12 protein-coding genes, 2 tRNA genes, 1 rRNA gene and 1 other annotated feature are annotated in these 17,604 nt (G+C 59.0%); of the genes, 8 read left to right on the top strand and 7 right to left on the bottom strand.

What is annotated here, in order from left to right; all coding sequences use genetic code 11:
- Window positions 1–349: 349 nt before the first annotated feature.
- The 4 genes from AC1DMA_RS28905 (at window position 350) to AC1DMA_RS28890 (ending at window position 6,478) form a co-directional block, all read left to right on the top strand.
- Window positions 350–1,884, top strand: a 16S ribosomal RNA gene (locus AC1DMA_RS28905).
- 70 nt (window positions 1,885–1,954) lie between these two features.
- Window positions 1,955–2,031: transfer RNA gene (locus tag AC1DMA_RS28900), tRNA-Ile, on the top strand.
- Window positions 2,032–2,069: 38 nt separating this feature from the next.
- A tRNA-Ala gene (locus AC1DMA_RS28895) sits at window positions 2,070–2,145 on the top strand.
- Between the two features lie 325 nt (window positions 2,146–2,470).
- Window positions 2,471–5,377, top strand: a sequence feature (most likely nonfunctional fraction of RNA operon).
- A 219-nt stretch (window positions 5,378–5,596) separates the two neighbouring features.
- A complete protein-coding gene (locus AC1DMA_RS28890; RefSeq protein WP_478146306.1) occupies window positions 5,597–6,478 on the top strand; it encodes an esterase/lipase family protein in 882 nt (293 codons plus the stop codon).
- A gap of 102 nt (window positions 6,479–6,580) precedes the next feature.
- Here AC1DMA_RS28890 and AC1DMA_RS28885 read toward each other — a convergent pair whose 3' ends face one another.
- On the bottom strand, window positions 6,581–7,390 hold the full coding sequence (locus AC1DMA_RS28885; protein WP_478146305.1) for a transporter substrate-binding domain-containing protein: 810 nt from the start codon (window positions 7,388–7,390) through the stop codon (window positions 6,581–6,583).
- Window positions 7,391–7,417: 27 nt separating this feature from the next.
- Entirely contained in the window at window positions 7,418–8,545 is a 1,128-nt protein-coding gene (hppD, locus tag AC1DMA_RS28880) for a 4-hydroxyphenylpyruvate dioxygenase (protein ID WP_478128950.1), read from the bottom strand.
- A gap of 154 nt (window positions 8,546–8,699) precedes the next feature.
- On the opposite strand from hppD, the gene AC1DMA_RS28875 reads away from it, so the two are divergent.
- The 4 genes from AC1DMA_RS28875 (at window position 8,700) to lnt (ending at window position 12,536) form a co-directional block, all read left to right on the top strand.
- On the top strand, window positions 8,700–9,173 hold the full coding sequence (locus AC1DMA_RS28875; RefSeq protein WP_478128931.1) for an Lrp/AsnC family transcriptional regulator: 474 nt from the start codon (window positions 8,700–8,702) through the stop codon (window positions 9,171–9,173).
- 105 nt (window positions 9,174–9,278) lie between these two features.
- Entirely contained in the window at window positions 9,279–10,004 is a 726-nt protein-coding gene (locus AC1DMA_RS28870; protein WP_478146304.1) for an N-acetyltransferase family protein, read from the top strand.
- An 82-nt stretch (window positions 10,005–10,086) separates the two neighbouring features.
- Window positions 10,087–10,965 (top strand): HlyC/CorC family transporter, encoded by an 879-nt coding sequence (locus AC1DMA_RS28865; RefSeq protein WP_478128933.1) that lies wholly within the window; start codon window positions 10,087–10,089, stop codon window positions 10,963–10,965.
- Window positions 10,962–12,536, top strand: coding sequence for an apolipoprotein N-acyltransferase (lnt, locus tag AC1DMA_RS28860; RefSeq protein ID WP_478146303.1), 1,575 nt, complete (start codon window positions 10,962–10,964; stop codon window positions 12,534–12,536). Before AC1DMA_RS28865 ends, lnt begins: the two co-directional genes overlap by 4 nt.
- Here lnt and AC1DMA_RS28855 read toward each other — a convergent pair.
- From AC1DMA_RS28855 to AC1DMA_RS28835, 5 genes are all read right to left on the bottom strand, one after another.
- Window positions 12,526–13,884, bottom strand: a complete 1,359-nt coding sequence (locus AC1DMA_RS28855) for an FAD-binding oxidoreductase (RefSeq protein ID WP_478146302.1) — start codon at window positions 13,882–13,884, stop codon at window positions 12,526–12,528. The genes lnt and AC1DMA_RS28855 overlap by 11 nt on opposite strands.
- A gap of 6 nt (window positions 13,885–13,890) precedes the next feature.
- A complete protein-coding gene (locus AC1DMA_RS28850; protein WP_478146301.1) occupies window positions 13,891–14,721 on the bottom strand; it encodes an ABC transporter permease in 831 nt (276 codons plus the stop codon).
- Between the two features lie 68 nt (window positions 14,722–14,789).
- Entirely contained in the window at window positions 14,790–15,623 is an 834-nt protein-coding gene (locus tag AC1DMA_RS28845; RefSeq protein WP_478146300.1) for an ABC transporter ATP-binding protein, read from the bottom strand.
- Between the two features lie 37 nt (window positions 15,624–15,660).
- Window positions 15,661–16,656 carry an ABC transporter substrate-binding protein gene (locus AC1DMA_RS28840; RefSeq protein WP_478146299.1) on the bottom strand — a complete coding sequence of 332 codons (996 nt, stop codon included), beginning with the start codon at window positions 16,654–16,656 and terminating at the stop codon, window positions 15,661–15,663.
- 61 nt (window positions 16,657–16,717) lie between these two features.
- The gene (locus AC1DMA_RS28835) at window positions 16,718–17,593 is read right to left on the bottom strand and encodes a creatininase family protein (RefSeq protein ID WP_478128939.1); all 876 of its coding nucleotides are present in this window, start codon (window positions 17,591–17,593) and stop codon (window positions 16,718–16,720) included.
- Window positions 17,594–17,604 lie beyond the last annotated feature (11 nt).

The following is a 17,604-nucleotide window of genomic DNA, read 5'->3' as shown; positions in this document are numbered from 1 at the left end:
GTCATAATCGAAGGCTCCGCTAAACACGGATCTTGATGTTGCTCTCCGGGGTGGTATTGAGATGAGCGGAGAGGGGGAAGAAAAAAACTTCAAAAGTTTTTCGAATCTTCTGAAAATCGTGTAATAATAGAGGGCTTCGCTGATCGCAGCGAAGTGAAGCGCGAAGCGGGATGCTAAGCGCGGTGATCGTTAAAAACATACAGCCGATAAGCGTGGGCGTTTGAGGCGAATGGCCAAGTTCTTCGGAACGAAGTCTTCGGACTTTAAACGCTCATGAGAATAGAAGTGAAGTTCACTTCAATTCCGTTTTTATGAGTTGCTTGAGAAATCGAGCGAAAAATTCAAGATCGAACTATAGAGTTTGATCCTGGCTCAGATTGAACGCTGGCGGCATGCCTTACACATGCAAGTCGAACGGCAGCACGGGAGCAATCCTGGTGGCGAGTGGCGAACGGGTGAGTAATACATCGGAACGTGCCCAATCGTGGGGGATAACGCAGCGAAAGCTGTGCTAATACCGCATACGATCTACGGATGAAAGCAGGGGACCGCAAGGCCTTGCGCGAATGGAGCGGCCGATGGCAGATTAGGTAGTTGGTGAGGTAAAGGCTCACCAAGCCTTCGATCTGTAGCTGGTCTGAGAGGACGACCAGCCACACTGGGACTGAGACACGGCCCAGACTCCTACGGGAGGCAGCAGTGGGGAATTTTGGACAATGGGCGCAAGCCTGATCCAGCCATGCCGCGTGCAGGATGAAGGCCTTCGGGTTGTAAACTGCTTTTGTACGGAACGAAACGGCCCTTTCTAATAAAGGGGGCTAATGACGGTACCGTAAGAATAAGCACCGGCTAACTACGTGCCAGCAGCCGCGGTAATACGTAGGGTGCAAGCGTTAATCGGAATTACTGGGCGTAAAGCGTGCGCAGGCGGTGATGTAAGACAGTTGTGAAATCCCCGGGCTCAACCTGGGAACTGCATCTGTGACTGCATCGCTGGAGTGCGGCAGAGGGGGATGGAATTCCGCGTGTAGCAGTGAAATGCGTAGATATGCGGAGGAACACCGATGGCGAAGGCAATCCCCTGGGCCTGCACTGACGCTCATGCACGAAAGCGTGGGGAGCAAACAGGATTAGATACCCTGGTAGTCCACGCCCTAAACGATGTCAACTGGTTGTTGGGAATTCACTTTCTCAGTAACGAAGCTAACGCGTGAAGTTGACCGCCTGGGGAGTACGGCCGCAAGGTTGAAACTCAAAGGAATTGACGGGGACCCGCACAAGCGGTGGATGATGTGGTTTAATTCGATGCAACGCGAAAAACCTTACCCACCTTTGACATGTACGGAATTTGCCAGAGATGGCTTAGTGCTCGAAAGAGAACCGTAACACAGGTGCTGCATGGCTGTCGTCAGCTCGTGTCGTGAGATGTTGGGTTAAGTCCCGCAACGAGCGCAACCCTTGTCATTAGTTGCTACATTCAGTTGGGCACTCTAGTGAGACTGCCGGTGACAAACCGGAGGAAGGTGGGGATGACGTCAAGTCCTCATGGCCCTTATAGGTGGGGCTACACACGTCATACAATGGCTGGTACAAAGGGTTGCCAACCCGCGAGGGGGAGCTAATCCCATAAAACCAGTCGTAGTCCGGATCGCAGTCTGCAACTCGACTGCGTGAAGTCGGAATCGCTAGTAATCGTGGATCAGAATGTCACGGTGAATACGTTCCCGGGTCTTGTACACACCGCCCGTCACACCATGGGAGCGGGTTCTGCCAGAAGTAGTTAGCCTAACCGCAAGGAGGGCGATTACCACGGCAGGGTTCGTGACTGGGGTGAAGTCGTAACAAGGTAGCCGTATCGGAAGGTGCGGCTGGATCACCTCCTTTCTGGAAACAAGCCATTTAAATTGAACGCCCACACTTATCGGTTGTTGGATGAAGTCGATTGCATCGACATGGGTCTGTAGCTCAGCTGGTTAGAGCACCGTCTTGATAAGGCGGGGGTCGTTGGTTCGAGCCCAACTAGACCCACCAATTCTTCCAATGGTCATAGGTGTCAATTGTGGACCCTTGGGGGATTAGCTCAGCTGGGAGAGCACCTGCTTTGCAAGCAGGGGGTCGTCGGTTCGATCCCGTCATCCTCCACCACCAACGCGAGCGCCTGTGGGGCGTTCGATACCGAGGCAATCAACACCAAAGCGGCTTTGTGCGCAAGCATGAGGCTTCTTTGTTGTTGATCGGGATCTCCTGATCAATCGGCTGTTCTTTAAAAATTCATAGAGTCGAATCAGCGCTGCTGACGGAAAGAGCTTCATGGCTCACCGTGCCGTCAGCAGCATGAATTTTTGATTGCGTCAAATGAACTTCAATTTCGAGTCAAATCGATTTATGAAGACGGCATAACGCGCCAGGTGAAAGACCTGGTAATTCCTTGATTGACTTTGGTTTCTGTGAAGAAACGTCAAAGTTATAGGGTCAAGTGAATAAGAGCATGTGGTGGATGCCTTGGCGATGATAGGCGACGAAGGACGTGATAGCCTGCGATAAGCTTCGGGGAGCTGGCAAATTAGCTTTGATCCGGAGATTTCCGAATGGGGAAACCCACCGAAAGGTATCGCATACTGAATACATAGGTATGCGAGGCGAACCGGGTGAACTGAAACATCTCAGTAGCTCGAGGAAAAGACATCAACCGAGATTCCGAAAGTAGTGGCGAGCGAAATCGGAGAAGCCTGTTAGTGATAGCACAAGACTTAACAGAACAGCTTGGAAAGGCTGGCCATAGCGGGTGATAGCCCCGTATGTGAAAAGACCTGTGTGGTACTGAGCTAACGAAAAGTAGGGCGGGACACGAGAAATCCTGTCTGAATATGGGGGGACCATCCTCCAAGGCTAAATACTCATCATCGACCGATAGTGAACTAGTACCGTGAGGGAAAGGCGAAAAGAACCCCGGGAGGGGAGTGAAATAGATCCTGAAACCGCATGCTTACAAAAAGTAGGAGCCCGCAAGGGTGACTGCGTACCTTTTGTATAATGGGTCAGCGACTTACATTCAGTGGCAAGGTTAACCGAATAGGGAAGCCGTAGAGAAATCGAGTCCGAATAGGGCGATCAGTCGCTGGGTGTAGACCCGAAACCAAGTGATCTATCCATGGCCAGGATGAAGGTGCCGTAACAGGTACTGGAGGTCCGAACCGACTAGTGTTGCAAAACTAGCGGATGAGCTGTGGATAGGGGTGAAAGGCTAAACAAACTTGGAAATAGCTGGTTCTCTCCGAAAACTATTTAGGTAGTGCCTCAAGTATTACCTTCGGGGGTAGAGCACTGTTTTGGCTAGGGGGTCATGGCGACTTACCAAACCAAGGCAAACTCCGAATACCGAAGAGTACAGCTTGGGAGACAGAGCACCGGGTGCTAACGTCCGGACTCAAGAGGGAAACAACCCAGACCGCCAGCTAAGGTCCCTAAAATTGGCTAAGTGGGAAACGAAGTGGGAAGGCTAAAACAGTCAGGATGTTGGCTTAGAAGCAGCCATCATTTAAAGAAAGCGTAATAGCTCACTGATCGAGTCGTCCTGCGCGGAAGATGTAACGGGGCTAAGCCAGTTACCGAAGCTGCGGATTTGCAATTTATTGCAAGTGGTAGGAGAGCGTTCTGTAAGCCTGTGAAGGTGCGTTGTAAAGCGTGCTGGAGGTATCAGAAGTGCGAATGCTGACATGAGTAGCGTTAAAGGGGGTGAAAAGCCCCCTCGCCGTAAGCGCAAGGTTTTCTACGCAACGTTCATCGGCGTAGAGTGAGTCGGCCCCTAAGGCGAGGCAGAGATGCGTAGCTGATGGGAAACAGGTCAATATTCCTGTACCGATGTGTAGTGCGATGTGGGGACGGATCTTAATAGGTCATCCGGGTGTTGGATATCCCGGTTTAGTTGGAAGTAGGCGATGGGTAGGCAAATCCGCCCGTCATATACCGAGGCCAACGATCGAGCCAGCTTGCTGGTGAAGTGACTGAACGAGGTTCCAGGAAAAGCCACTAAGCTTCAGCTGCACACGACCGTACCGCAAACCGACACTGGTGCGCGAGATGAGTATTCTAAGGCGCTTGAGAGAACTCAGGAGAAGGAACTCGGCAAATTGACACCGTAACTTCGGAAGAAGGTGTGCCCTATTAGTGTGAAGTGAACAACGGAGCATGAATGGGTTGCAAAAAATCGGTGGCTGCGACTGTTTATTAAAAACACAGCACTCTGCAAACACGAAAGTGGACGTATAGGGTGTGACGCCTGCCCGGTGCTGGAAGATTAAATGATGGGGTGCAAGCTCTTGATTGAAGTCCCAGTAAACGGCGGCCGTAACTATAACGGTCCTAAGGTAGCGAAATTCCTTGTCGGGTAAGTTCCGACCTGCACGAATGGCGTAACGATGGCCACACTGTCTCCTCCTGAGACTCAGCGAAGTTGAAATGTTTGTGATGATGCAATCTCCCCGCGGAAAGACGGAAAGACCCCATGAACCTTTACTGTAGCTTTGTATTGGACTTTGAACAGATCTGTGTAGGATAGGTGGGAGGCTTTGAAGCAGGGTCGCTAGATCTTGTGGAGCCAACGTTGAAATACCACCCTGGTGTGTTTGAGGTTCTAACCTAGGTCCATTATCTGGATCGGGGACAGTGCATGGTAGGCAGTTTGACTGGGGCGGTCTCCTCCCAAAGCGTAACGGAGGAGTTCGAAGGTACGCTAGTTACGGTCGGACATCGTGACGATAGTGCAATGGCATAAGCGTGCTTAACTGCGAGACTGACAAGTCGAGCAGATGCGAAAGCAGGACATAGTGATCCGGTGGTTCTGTATGGAAGGGCCATCGCTCAACGGATAAAAGGTACTCTGGGGATAACAGGCTGATACCGCCCAAGAGTTCATATCGACGGCGGTGTTTGGCACCTCGATGTCGGCTCATCTCATCCTGGGGCTGTAGCCGGTCCCAAGGGTATGGCTGTTCGCCATTTAAAGAGGTACGTGAGCTGGGTTTAAAACGTCGTGAGACAGTTTGGTCCCTATCTTCCGTGGGCGCTGCAGATTTGAGGAAGCCTGCTCCTAGTACGAGAGGACCGGAGTGGACACACCTCTGGTGTATCGGTTGTCACGCCAGTGGCATTGCCGAGTAGCTAAGTGTGGAAGAGATAACCGCTGAAAGCATCTAAGCGGGAAACTCGTTTCAAGATGAGATCTGCCGGGGCCTTGAGCCCCCTGAAGAGTCGTTCAAGACCAGGACGTTGATAGGTCGGGTGTGGAAGCGCAGTATCCCATCCCGAACAGGACAGTGAAACGCCTCAGCGCCGATGATAGTGCGGGTTCCCGTGTGAAAGTAGGTCATCGTCAGGCTCTTACAGCCCCAAAAAGCCCAGCCCTCTCAGGCTGGGCTTTTTGCGTTCCGCGCCCTCCCATCACCTTCAATCCCCTCGCCTCCATTCAGATAGGAGGCAATTCGCGGACCCGGCCATGCCTGTGGAAGTCCATCACGCGGAGACTTTGCGCTGCCGGCAGGCCAAGGCCTAACGGAGGCGATGCTCGCTCCACAGTTGCGCATGCGATAGTTGCGCCATGATTGCTCGTCTACAGCGTCGATTGATATTGAGTTGGCTTGCGATCGCAATCTTATGGCCGAGCTTTTGGTGGTCGCACTCACCCGCCGTCGCTGTCACTGGCCTATGTGCCTTGCTTTTTGGCCATGCGTGCTTTCTTGCCGTCGAATTCGTCACGAGCTATCGTATGGGGGCTAACGATCCAGTTCCTCGAGCCTCAGTGATGCAATATTTGCTCGCTTGGATTGCAGAGTGCTGGGCAGCGCCTCGCGTCTTTTGCTGGCAACAGCCCTTTCGTTCGCGAGCGATCCCGGACAACCTCAGCCCGGACACGCGGTGCGGTGCTGTCCTGATCCACGGATTCGTCTGCAACCGTGGCTTGTGGAATCCGTGGTTGAACCAGCTGCAAAAGACTGGGCATGTTTTCGTTGCCGTTGATCTTGCGCCCGCGTTCGGCTCAATCGACAACTATGCAAAGATCTTGGATGATGCAATTGCTCGAGTGACGGCCGCTACCGGCCGCCCGCCGCTCCTGATCTGCCATAGCATGGGCGGCCTTGCCGCACGCGCTTGGCTACGACAGGCCGACGGCGCACGTGTCTCTCGCATTGTCACGATAGCTACGCCGCATCAAGGCACCTGGCTCGCACGTTTCGGACGCACGGCGAACGGTCGGGAAATGCGTATCGGCGGCGACTGGCTGAAGAAGATCGACTGCGAACGAACAGGGCCGCGACATGTGCCGTTCACGTGTTGGTATTCCAACAGCGACAACATCGTCTTTCCGACATCAGTGGCTACGCTGTCCGGAGCCGACAACCGCCTCGTTGCCGGGTGTGGACATGTTGAGATGGCCTTCAAGGACCGAGTGAGGCGCGAAACGCTGGCTTTGCTCGATTGAGCCTTGAGACCACGGATGCTCAGAGTCAGACTTGTGACTCGATTGGCGCCAGCGAGGCGGCAACCCGTCTCGCTCACGGATCAATTCGAATCCACGACGGCGCTACTTAAGCCAGCGATCCTCGACGCGCTGAAAATCACCCCCCGCAACCGAAAGATGCAGCCATTGGTCGACATAGGCTTTGAAGGCCACGTCATCACGCGGGAGCATCCACGCCATTTCTCCGTATTGCAGCGGCTTGTCGGGATTGATGGCGCACAGCCCGGGCTTGAGCTTCTGTTGCGTGATGGCCTCGGCTGACTCTGTCACGAACACATCAGCTCGATTAGCAAGAATCTCGTCGAAGATCGTCACGTTCTCGCCGTGTGCCGTGAGCTGCGCGCGCTCGAAATTTTGGCGCGCGAACCGTTCGTTGCTACCGCCCGGATTGAAGATCACCTTCACTGTGGGCTGGTCGATCTGGGCAATGGTCTGGTACTTGGCCTTGTCCGCGCAACGTGCGACCGGGATCTTCCCGTTGACCATGTAGGGCGCGCTGAAGAAGGCGCGCTTTTGACGATCGATCGTCACCGAGACACCCCCCACCGCAATGTCGCATTTTCCGGCCGCCAAATCGGGCAACAGGTTTGCCCAGGTCGTCTTAATCCACTCCGGCTTGGCGCCCAGACTCTTGCTGAATGCCGTCACCAAGTCGATGTCGATTCCCTCGTAGCTTGAGTCCGTCTTCTGGAAGCTGAAAGGTTTGTAGTCACCGGGAGTGCAAACACGGACAACACCGGCCTTCTGGACCGCATCGAGGCGTGAGGCCGCCGAACCCTGTGGATGAGGCGATATCGCACAGCCTCCCAACGTCAACGTCAACGCCGCAGCCAAGGTCCAGAGGCATGGTCGAACTGAAGACGTTGGCCGCATGCGAAGCTCTCCTGAAGAAAGAAGCGCCTATTGTGCGGCGGCAAGCACGCCGCGCCGCATCTGGTCGAGTTCAATGCTTTCGAACAACGCCTTGAAATTCCCCTCGCCGAAACCGTCGTCGCCCTTCCGCTGGATGAATTCGAAGAAGATGGGCCCTAGTTGGTTTTCGCTGAAGATCTGCAACAACAACGCGCCCTTCTTGCCGTCGATCAGGATCTTGCGCTGCTTCAAGGCGGCGACATCTTCGCCGTGGCCGGGGATCCGCTTGTCGACCAGTTCGTAATAGGTGTCGATGGTGTCCAGGAGCTTGACGCCCGAGGCACGCAACGCGTCGACTGAGCCCGGCAGATCGCGCGAGCCCATTGCAATGTGCTGGATACCCTCGCCTCGATAGCTGTCCAGGTACTCCTGGATCTGGCCGGCCTTTTCATTGCCTTCCTCGTTGATTGGAATGCGGATTTTGCCGCACGGGCTCGTCATGGCTTTGCTCTTCACGCCGGTGACTTGACCTTCGATGTCGAAATAGCGGATCTCGCGGAAATTGAACAGGCGCTCGTAAAAGTCGGCCCATTCCTTCAGCCGCCCACGATGCACGTTGTGGGTGAGGTGGTCGATATATGTGAGGCCATGGCCTTCAGGCGCGAGCGCCTCGACCGCACTCAAACCCGGAAGCGCCTCGAAGTCCACGTCATAGAACCCGATGTTGCCGATGTCGCCGGGCTGTGCGCCGTTCTTGCCGCGCCAGCGATCAACGAAATAGATCAGGCTGTCCCCGATTCCCTTGATGGCGGGGATGTTCAGTTCGCCGGGGCCAGCGCCTGGTGCGAAACCCCAAGCTCCAAGTGAAATGGCGCGCTCGTAGGCCGCTTTCGCATCTTGGACCCGGAACGCAATCGCGCAGATGCTCGGCCCGTGCTGGCGAGCGAAGCGCTGAGCAAATGAATCAGGCTCTGAATTGACGATGAAGTTGATCGTGCCTTGGCGATACAGAAGCACATTCTTGTGGCGATGCTTGGCAATGGGGCGAAAACCCATCTGCTCAAAGACCTTGCCCATGGCCACAGGATCGGGGGCGGCATACTCGATGAATTCAAACCCGTCGGTACCCATTGGGTTTTCCCAGGGCGTGAAGGCGGTAGATTCGGCGGTGCTCATGGCGCTGTCTCCGGATGGTTTGGGGGAAAAGGTCAGTGTCTCGCCGCGGTTTCGCTGCGTCCGTTTGGAACTGTAAGAGTGCGAGCCATCACGATTCCGGCGTTTCTGCGCCTGTTTACCAGCTTTGGCGCAGAAATCCTGCAAAAATGTGCGGATGGACGCATTGGACAAGATAGATAGGCGTATTTTGCTCACCCTGCAGAGTGATGGGCGCGCCACTTACGACCAACTCGCCGAGCAGGTCAGCCTTTCTTCAAGCGCTGTGCTGCGGCGGGTCAAGCGGCTTGAAGAGGCTCACGTCATCGATCGCTACGTCGCGCTCGTCAGACCCGAGGCCGTGGGTCTCGGATTGACCGCGTACCTGAATGTCCGTCTAGAGAAACACACCGAGAGCCATAAGCGAAATCCGATGGATTTGTTTCGGGCGAGCGTGCAGACCTGGCCCGAAGTGGTGGAGTGCGCCGCGTTGACGGGCGACATGGACTATCTCCTGCGGGTGCTCGTAGCAGACATGGCTCACTACAGCCGTTTCATCATGGACACGCTGCTGAAACATCCAAGCGTTCAGGACTGCAAGACAAGCTTTGTGCTTGATCGGGTCAAGGCAACAACGGCAGTGCCCGTGTAGCGGTAAGCGAACGCTCGCTTAGCGGCGATTGGTATTTGTTCACCAATGACACCCGCTTTCGGCGTGGCACCTTGTTGATCTAGGGAAAACCCTTATATTTGAGCAATGCTTACCGCTAAGGTCCTCCTCAAAGCCGTGTTCGGCCTCGGCTCGCTTATGAAGGTGTCGATGGTCGAGACGCACTCGCCGGCGACCGCGCCGGGTCTCGTCATGGTGCCGATCCGTTCGATCGGCCCGCGCGAACGCGGTCGAATCGCTCAGCACTTGCTTTCTCTCGGCCAGCACGATCGCTATTTACGCTTTGGCTATCCAGCATCCGACGAACAGATTCAGCGCTATGTCGATGGCTTGGATTTCGAGCGCGACGAACTCTTCGGCATCTACAACCGGCGCCTGGATTTGATTGCCATGGCACATCTCGCGTTTTCGCCCCCTGGACAGCAGCAGGACTGCGCTGAATTCGGCGTTTCGGTTGCCGAACACGCGCGGGGCCGTGGCTACGGCGCGCGGTTGTTCGAACGTGCGGTCGTAGCCGCGCGCAACGAAGGCGTCGGCATGCTGTTCATCCATGCACTGAGCGAGAACGCCGCGATGCTCAAGATCGCGCGCAATGCGGGCGCGACCGTCGTGCGAAGCGGTTCGGAGTCCGAGGCGCACCTGCAACTGCCGCCCGCCACCCTTGACAGCCGCATGAGCGAAATCGCCCTGCAGCAGTACGCCCAGGTCGACTTTCAGCTCAAGACCCGCGCCAAACAGTTCTGGGCCTTCCTGGCCGAACTGCAGGCGATCCGAATCGGCGGGCGCGACGAGCGCGAGCGGTCCTCTCGTTGACATTGAGCACCGGCGGCCGCTCCCTTGGGTCGGGCGGCGGCTTTCCGTTATCCTTGCTGTTCCCCAACTCTGCCCTCCTGCAGTGGCCGATCCACACCCTGAACGCGCGCCCGCCGAACGCGAAGACAAGCGCAGCTTTTTCCAGAAGCTCGTCGAATTCATCAATCCCGGGCCCGACTCGCGCGACGAGCTGATCGAAACGCTCGCTGACGCTGAGGACAACGACGTCATCGGCGCCGAATCGCGCGTGATGCTCGAAGGCGTGATTCGGATGGCCGACATGACGGCCGGAGACGTCATGGTAGCGGCGCCTCGCATGGACCTCGTGAACATCGACGCTCCATACGACACCCTGCTGCATCTGGTCATCGACACGGCCCATTCGCGCTTTCCTGTCTACGAGGGCGAGAAAGAAAACATCATCGGCATCCTTCTGGCGAAGGACCTGCTCAAGCTGCAGCGCGCACCCGGCCTTAACATCCGTGCGCTACTGCGTCCTCCGACCTTCGTGCCTGAGAGCAAGGGTCTGAACGATCTGCTGCGCGAGTTCCGCGGGAATCGGAATCACCTCGCCGTTGTCATCGATGAATTCGGCCGGGTCGCCGGATTGATCACCATCGAGGACGTTCTCGAACAGATCGTGGGCGAGATCGAGGACGAGTTCGATATTCCCGAAGACGAAGGCGATATCTTCGGCCTTGCGGATCACACTTATCGAGTCTCCGGCGACACGCCGATCGAGCGCGTGGCAGAAGCCTTCGGCCTCACATTCGACGACAAGACGCAGAGCGAGGACTTCGACACGATCGGTGGGCTCATCGCGCACGAGATGGGCCATGTGCCCAAGCGCGGCGAGCACTACGCCCTCGGGGGCTTCGACTTTGTTGTTCTGCACACCAAAGGCGGCGCGGTGCGCTGGTTCAAGGTCTCGCCCAAGCGCGGCGAAGACGCCGCCGATTGAAAACGCCGGTTCGCGCGCTCGGCTTCGCGCTTGCGGGGCTTGCCCAAGCAGCCTCCATTGCCGCGGCATGGAGCGGGGAGCCGCAGTGGTGGCTTCAGCTCATCTCTTTGGCCGCATTGGTGTGGCTGTTGGATGCGCTTCGTCCAGCGCCTGGCCGGGACTTCGCCTGGCGCAGCGGTGCGGGCTACGGATGGGTGTTCTCGACCGCATGGCTCTGCGGCACCTTCTGGTGGCTGTTCATTTCGATGCACACCTATGGGGGGCTCGCTGCGCCGCTTGCCGCGACCGCCGTGTTCGCGCTTTCGGCCGCGCTGGCGCTCTATTACGTGTTGGCGTGCGCGCTCTTCGTGGCGTTCGCTCCAAAGAATCCACTGGGGGCCGCGGCGTTCTTCTCCGCGATGTGGACCCTCGCGGAATTGCTGCGCGGCAGTTGGTTCACTGGCTTTCCATGGGGCGCTGGCGGCTATGCGCACGTCGATGGCCCGCTGGCCGTCTATGCACCGTGGATCGGCGTGTACGGCATCGGCGCGATTGCCGCCGCCATCGCTGCGCTCACCGCGTTGGCCATTCGCCGTACCCGCGGGCGGCTCTTCGCTGTATCGGCCGGTGTCGTGCTGGCCCTGCTCTGCGGTCCAGCACTGGTCCAACTGGCGCGCGGCGAATCCGCCGATGATGGCAGCCGCTCGCATGGGCATCTCAGACTCGCGCTGCTGCAGGGAAACATTCCCCAGGACGAGAAGTTCGTGCCTGGCGGCGGCGTGGCCACGGCGTTGCGGTGGTACGGCGATCAGTTGCAGCACACCACAGCGCCTTTGGTGATCACGCCCGAAACCGCGCTCCCGCTCTTGCCCTCGCAGATGCCCCCAGGTTATCTCGAGGCGATCGCATCACGGTATGCGACTGGCGATCAGGCCGCCATAGTGGGGCTCCCGCTGGGGGACGGCACCACGTACAGCAATTCGGTGCTCGCCTTTCGCCCTGGCGAAACGACGCCCTATCGCTACGACAAACACCATCTCGTGCCTTTCGGCGAGTTCATTCCGGGCCTCTTCCGCTGGTTCACCGACATGATGAACATCCCGTTGGGTGACTTCCAAAGCGGTCGACTCGCGCAGGCCCCCTTCATGTGGCAGGGCCAGCGCATCGCGCCCAACATCTGCTACGAAGACCTGTTCGGCGATGAGATCGGCGCCAACTTCCGCAACGAAGCCGATGCACCCACCATCCTGCTGAACGTGAGCAACATCGCGTGGTTCGGTGATTCGATCGCCATCGACCAGCATCTGGCGATCTCCCGAATGCGTGCGCTCGAATTCCAGCGGCCGATGGTGCGGGCGACCAACACGGGCGCGACGGCCATCATCGATCACCACGGCCGCGTGACGCACCAGTTGCCACGGTTGACGCGCGGCGTGCTGGAGGCCGAAGTCGAGGGCCGCGTCGGCCGCACGCCTTACGCCATCTGGGTTTCGCGCTTCGGCCTCTGGCCGTTGTGGGGCCTGGCGCTGTTGGTCACGATCGGCACGCTGGTCGTGCGTCGTCGCGGCCGGGAGCGTGACTTCAAGGCCTGACGGGCCAATCGCGCAGCTTTCCCGGGTTCAGCAAGCCCAGCGGATCGAAGCGCTTTTTCATCTCGATGATCTCTGGCGGCAAAGCGCCGCCCGCCTTTCCGTCCTCGACGATGTAGACGTGCGGATTGTTGACCCGCACACCGCGCTCGCGATGCATGCGGATGATTTCATCGAGACGTTCTTCCGTGCTGAAGCGCACGAGCTGCAATGCGCTGCAGGTGATTCGTCCGTCGAGACCGCGCAAAAACTCGACATGCATCAGTACTTCGCCGGCAAACAACTGCTCCATCGCGGTGACCTGCTGCACGTGTTGGCCCGGCACGAAGCTGCTTTGCAGGTAAGTCAGTGTCTTGTCGACCTTGAGCGCATGAAGCGTCGTGTGATTCCACGTGAACTCCATCAAGGTGCGGTTGCTCTTGCGCACTTCTTCGGCGGTCTTTCGGTAGCTCATCTCGCCGCCGAGTGCACCCACGAGTTCGCGCAGCGGTTGCTCGGCCGATTCGGCAACCAGCGAAAGGACGGCGTGGCAACCCTTCGGAAGATGCTCGGCGAGTTGCGCGAGATGGTCGGGCACCGGGCTCGCGAAGAAGGCCACTTCACGCTTGATGATGCCCGGCGCATGCGCGAGCGCATCCGCGAAGCCCAAAGCCTTGTCGAACGATTCGAAGACCACGAGGCTTTCGAGCCACGGGTGTGCCGGTGCGAGCGCCACTTCCAGTTCGAGCACCAGCCCGTTCGTGCCCCAAAGGTGATGCATGCGCATGGCCTCCGCGCCTCGCAACTCGATGACCTGGGGCTTGGCCTCGATGGTCATCGCCCGCAGGCCCAGCACATTGCCTGGGGCGCCGAGTGGCCCGTAATTGATCGAGCCCACGCCGCCGAAGCCACCGCCGAACAGGCCGCCCAGGGTTGCGCTGCGATAGGTGGATGGGATGCAGCGTAATTCTTGCCCCGAGAGCTTCGTGTGCTTCTCGAGTTCGCCAAGCCGGATGCCGGATTGCGCGCGAGCGACACCCGGCTGCACCCATTGGATGGCGTTGTAGCTCGTCATGTCGAGCACCACGCCGCCCGCCAGAGGTGTGGTCTGCCCATAGTTGCCGGTGCCGCTTCCGCGGATGGTGATCGGCACGCCAAGGCGGGCGCAGGCGCTGACGAGCGAGCGAATTTCATCCTCGGTGCGCGGGCGAGCGACGGCGTCGGCGCGCTTGTCCTTCAGCTGCCGATTGAGCACGGGGCTGAACCACGCAAAGTCCTGTGACAGCCGCGCGATGCGGCTCGGGTCGGTGATCCAGTCCAGTTCGGGGAGTTCGAGGTGCAGTCGCTCGATCGGGGTCATGGGGGCGTTCATCGAGAGTCAATCCTGGGAAAGTTCGCTGGCGTGCCAGGAGCCGAGCGCCAGCTTGGTGAGCCAGGCCATCAGCACGAAGAGTGCGACGCCGGTCAGTGAAATTAGCAGCAAAGCCGCGAACATGCGCGGGATGTTGAGCTGGAAGCCCGACTGCAGGATCTGGTAGGCAAGGCCCGCACCCTGTCCCCCTGTGCCCGCGACGAACTCCGCCACCACCGCGCCGATGAGCGCGAGGCCGCTCGAGATGCGCAAGCCGCCGAAGAAGTAGGGCAACGCACTCGGGATGCGAAGCCGCACCAGCTGCTGCCATCGTGTGGCGCGATTCAGCTTGAAATAGCTCTGCAGATCGGGCTCGATACTGCGCAGCCCGAGCGTGGTGTTGCTGATGATCGGAAACAGCGCCACCAGCGCGGCGCACACCACCATCGCCGCTGTCGGGTTCTTGACCCAGATGATAATGAGCGGGGCCACCGCGACGATCGGCGTCACCTGCAGCAGCACCGCATACGGAAAGAGGGCGGTCTCGATCAACTTGCTTTGCACGAAGAGAAAAGAGATCAGCACGCCCGCGATCGTTGCGGCGGCGAAGGACAGCACGGTGATCTTGAGCGTGACCAGCAGCGCCATACCCAGTGGCACCCAGTCGGTGACCAGGGTTTGCATCATCAGGTAGGGTGACGGCACCAGATAGGGCGGCAGGTCCATCGCGGTGACCAGGYTTTGCCAGATGGCGACCAGCACCACGCCGACCAGCAGCGGATACACGACGCGCTGGACTCGCGGCTGGTGCAGCAGCGGCGTTCGTTTGGCGGCGCGCTGAATCGATGCTTTCGGCATGGGGCGCGTGCTTGCGGACGCGGGGGGTACGGTGGATACGTTGGGGGATGCAGGGGCCAATGCGCTCATCACGTCACCTCATGGGAAGCACTGCTCGCCCGCAGCAGGCTGTCCTGCAGCTTCCTGGCGTAGCGACTGAATTGCGGCGACACCATGAAGTCAGCGGCGCGCGGATAGGGCTCGTCGATGTGGAATTCCTCCACCACGCGGCCCGGCCGCGCTGCCATCATGATCACGCGCGACGAGAGAAACACGGCCTCATGGATCGAGTGGGTGACAAAGATCACCGTCAACCTCTTCTCGCGCCAAAGGTCGAGCAGTTCGGCGTCCAGCTTGTGTCGCGTGATCTCGTCCAGCGCGCCGAAGGGCTCGTCCATCAACAGCAGGTCGGGCCGAGTCACCAGCCCGCGAGCGATCGACACGCGCATCTGCATGCCGCCGGAAAGCGCGCGCGGCAATGCAGTGGCGAACTTGTCGAGCCCGACCAGTTCGAGCGCTTCCGACACGCACGCGTCGCCCTCTTTGCGGGGCACACCGGCGAGGTCGAGCGGCAGCCGCACATTGGTGCGCACGCTGGCCCAAGGCATCAGCGTGGGCGACTGGAAGACAAACGCCATCCTGCGCCCGCTGTCATCGATGTGCGCCACGGGCTTGCGCCAGACGCGCAGTCGGCCGTCGGTCGGCTCGAGCATCCCGGCCACCATCTTCAGCAGCGTGCTCTTGCCGCAGCCCGACGGACCGAGCAGCGTGACGAATTCGCCTTCGCCGATGGTCAGGTCGACAGGCAGCAACGCCTGCGTGCCGTTCGGATAAGTCTTCTCGGCCGACAGGATCTCGACAGCGGGAATCGATGTCGCGCGCTGGATCGGCAGCGCGTAGTCGGCGGATTCGGATGGAGTCATGCAAAGCCTTTCGAGGGAGACCAAGGCCTCCGGTGTTTCAGGGCAGGACCTTGGCGTCCTTCACGAACTCGGTGGTGTAGGTCTTGGCGATATCGACCTTTGCCGGGTCGAGCAGCTTGGAAGCGACCAGGAAGTCGTAGCTAGCCCTGGTGCGCGCGTCGGTGATCACCCCGATGCCTTGCGTGACCGCGTCGCCGCCGGTGACCATGCCCATTTCCTTGAGCTTGCCCACGCTGTAGGCCAGTTGGTCGTCGGTCATGTTGGGGTTGTCTTTCTTGATCAGCGCATTGGCCGGGGCCGGATCGTTGAGGTAACTCTTCCAGCCCTCTGCCGACGCCTTCACGAACGCGGCGATCTGCTTGTTGCGCTCCTTGACTGTCTTGTCCATGCACGACACGGTGGTGGCATACGAGGGGAAGCCGAAGTCGCTGAACATCAGCACAGTGCTCTTCACGCCGGCCTTCTGGATTGCGTAGGGCTCTGAGGTGAGATAGCCCTGCTGCGCGGCGTTCTTGTCCGCGACAAAGGGTTGGATGTTGAAGGTGTAAGGCCGCGTCTGTTCGTCGGTGAAGCCGAACTTCGCCTTCAGCCAGGGCCAGTACCCGCGATTGGCCTGCGCGCCGATCAGCAGCGTCTTGCCCTTCAGGTCTTCGAACTTCTTGACGTCGTCGTGGGCGATCAAGACCTGCGGATCCTTCTGGAAGAAGGCCGCCACGTTCACCACAGGCACGCCGCCTTCGCGCACCTGCATCATCTGGATGTCGCTCGATCCCATGATGCAATCGGCTTGGCCGGCAGCCATCATCTGCGTGATGTTGACTTGCGGTCCGCCCATCTTGATCGTCACGTCCAGGCCGTACTTCTTGTAGATGCCCAGCGCGACCGCCTGATAGAAGCCGCCGTGCTCGGCCTGCGCGTACCAGTTGGTCATGTAGACGAACTTGTCTTCCGCGTGGGCGGGAGCGGTCGCGACCACGGCAAGCGCGGCTGCGGCGGCGAGACGACCGAGGATGGGAGCGATGTGTTGGCGCATGGTGAAGACCTTCGGATGGATGGAAGAGGAAGTTGCGGCGGATCGATGCAAGGAGCGCGCCTCAGTCCGTGATGCCTGACAACGCCTGCCTGGTCTGGATGAAACCCTGTTCATGGCCGCGCCCCCAGGTGGGCTCGTCGCGCACCACCCATTGCAGTGCGTACAACTCCGTCAGCGCTTGAACCCAGCTGTCGGCCAGGGTGTCCAGGATCTCTTCGCCTTGTTCGCGCGTCGCGCTGGTCGGGTCGCCGATCACGCCGCTGGGGCCGAAATCACGCGCTGTCCAGGCACAGGCGGGCCGGCCATCGGGCGACAGCAGCTTGATCGGGAAAGGCGGCGGAAAGTTGGGCGCCGCATATTCCATGTGCACCGTGTCGGGCGCGAGCGCGAGCATCAGTGCCGTCTCGGAGTGGCCGGCGTGCATGGCCAGGCGCTTTTCCTGCTCGCTGACTTGCTTGCTCGCCGCGCTCGGCAGCCTTGACACGCCGTGCGGCACGACGACGAAATCGCCATGGCGAAGCCGCAGTTCGCGCGCTGCCATCTCGAGCACCTGCGGCTGGCCGCCGTGACCATTGGCGAACAGCAGCTTTCGAAAGCCCGAGCGATACACCGACTCGCCGATCTCGATCACTGTCGACAGCAGCGTGGTGCCGGTCAACGTCATCGTGCCGGGGAAGTGCAGATGCTCCTCCGACTTGCCGTAGGTGATGGTCGGCAATGCAAACGCTCGCACTTCGGCCGGAAGGCGTTCGAGCGCCTTGCCCATCACGCCCGAGGAAATGACGCTGTCGACCGAGCAGGGCAAGTGCGGGCCGTGCTGCTCGATCGCGCCACAAGGCAGCACGATCACCGTGTTTTCGCGATCGGGCAGCGCGTCGATTTCGGTCCAGCTGAGATAGGGCAGGAAGCGATGAGGCGGGATGTAGCCGTGGAGCATGGTGGGTCCTG

This window comes from Variovorax sp. 05N34, from assembly GCF_056397405.1.
Note: the sequence above shows the minus strand (reverse complement) of the source record. Positions and strands in the feature narration are given on the sequence as shown.

Excerpts from the sequence above, each read along its gene's own strand:
- AC1DMA_RS28890 (WP_478146306.1), top strand. The coding sequence starts at position 5,597 with ATGATTGCTCGTCTACAGCGTCGATTGATATTGAGTTGGCTTGCGATC.
- AC1DMA_RS28885 (WP_478146305.1), bottom strand. The coding sequence starts at position 7,390 with ATGCGGCCAACGTCTTCAGTTCGACCATGCCTCTGGACCTTGGCTGCG.
- hppD (WP_478128950.1), bottom strand. The coding sequence starts at position 8,545 with ATGAGCACCGCCGAATCTACCGCCTTCACGCCCTGGGAAAACCCAATG.
- AC1DMA_RS28875 (WP_478128931.1), top strand. The coding sequence starts at position 8,700 with ATGGACGCATTGGACAAGATAGATAGGCGTATTTTGCTCACCCTGCAG.
- AC1DMA_RS28870 (WP_478146304.1), top strand. The coding sequence starts at position 9,279 with ATGCTTACCGCTAAGGTCCTCCTCAAAGCCGTGTTCGGCCTCGGCTCG.
- AC1DMA_RS28855 (WP_478146302.1), bottom strand. The coding sequence starts at position 13,884 with ATGAACGCCCCCATGACCCCGATCGAGCGACTGCACCTCGAACTCCCC.
- AC1DMA_RS28845 (WP_478146300.1), bottom strand. The coding sequence starts at position 15,623 with ATGACTCCATCCGAATCCGCCGACTACGCGCTGCCGATCCAGCGCGCG.
- AC1DMA_RS28840 (WP_478146299.1), bottom strand. The coding sequence starts at position 16,656 with ATGCGCCAACACATCGCTCCCATCCTCGGTCGTCTCGCCGCCGCAGCC.
- AC1DMA_RS28835 (WP_478128939.1), bottom strand. The coding sequence starts at position 17,593 with ATGCTCCACGGCTACATCCCGCCTCATCGCTTCCTGCCCTATCTCAGC.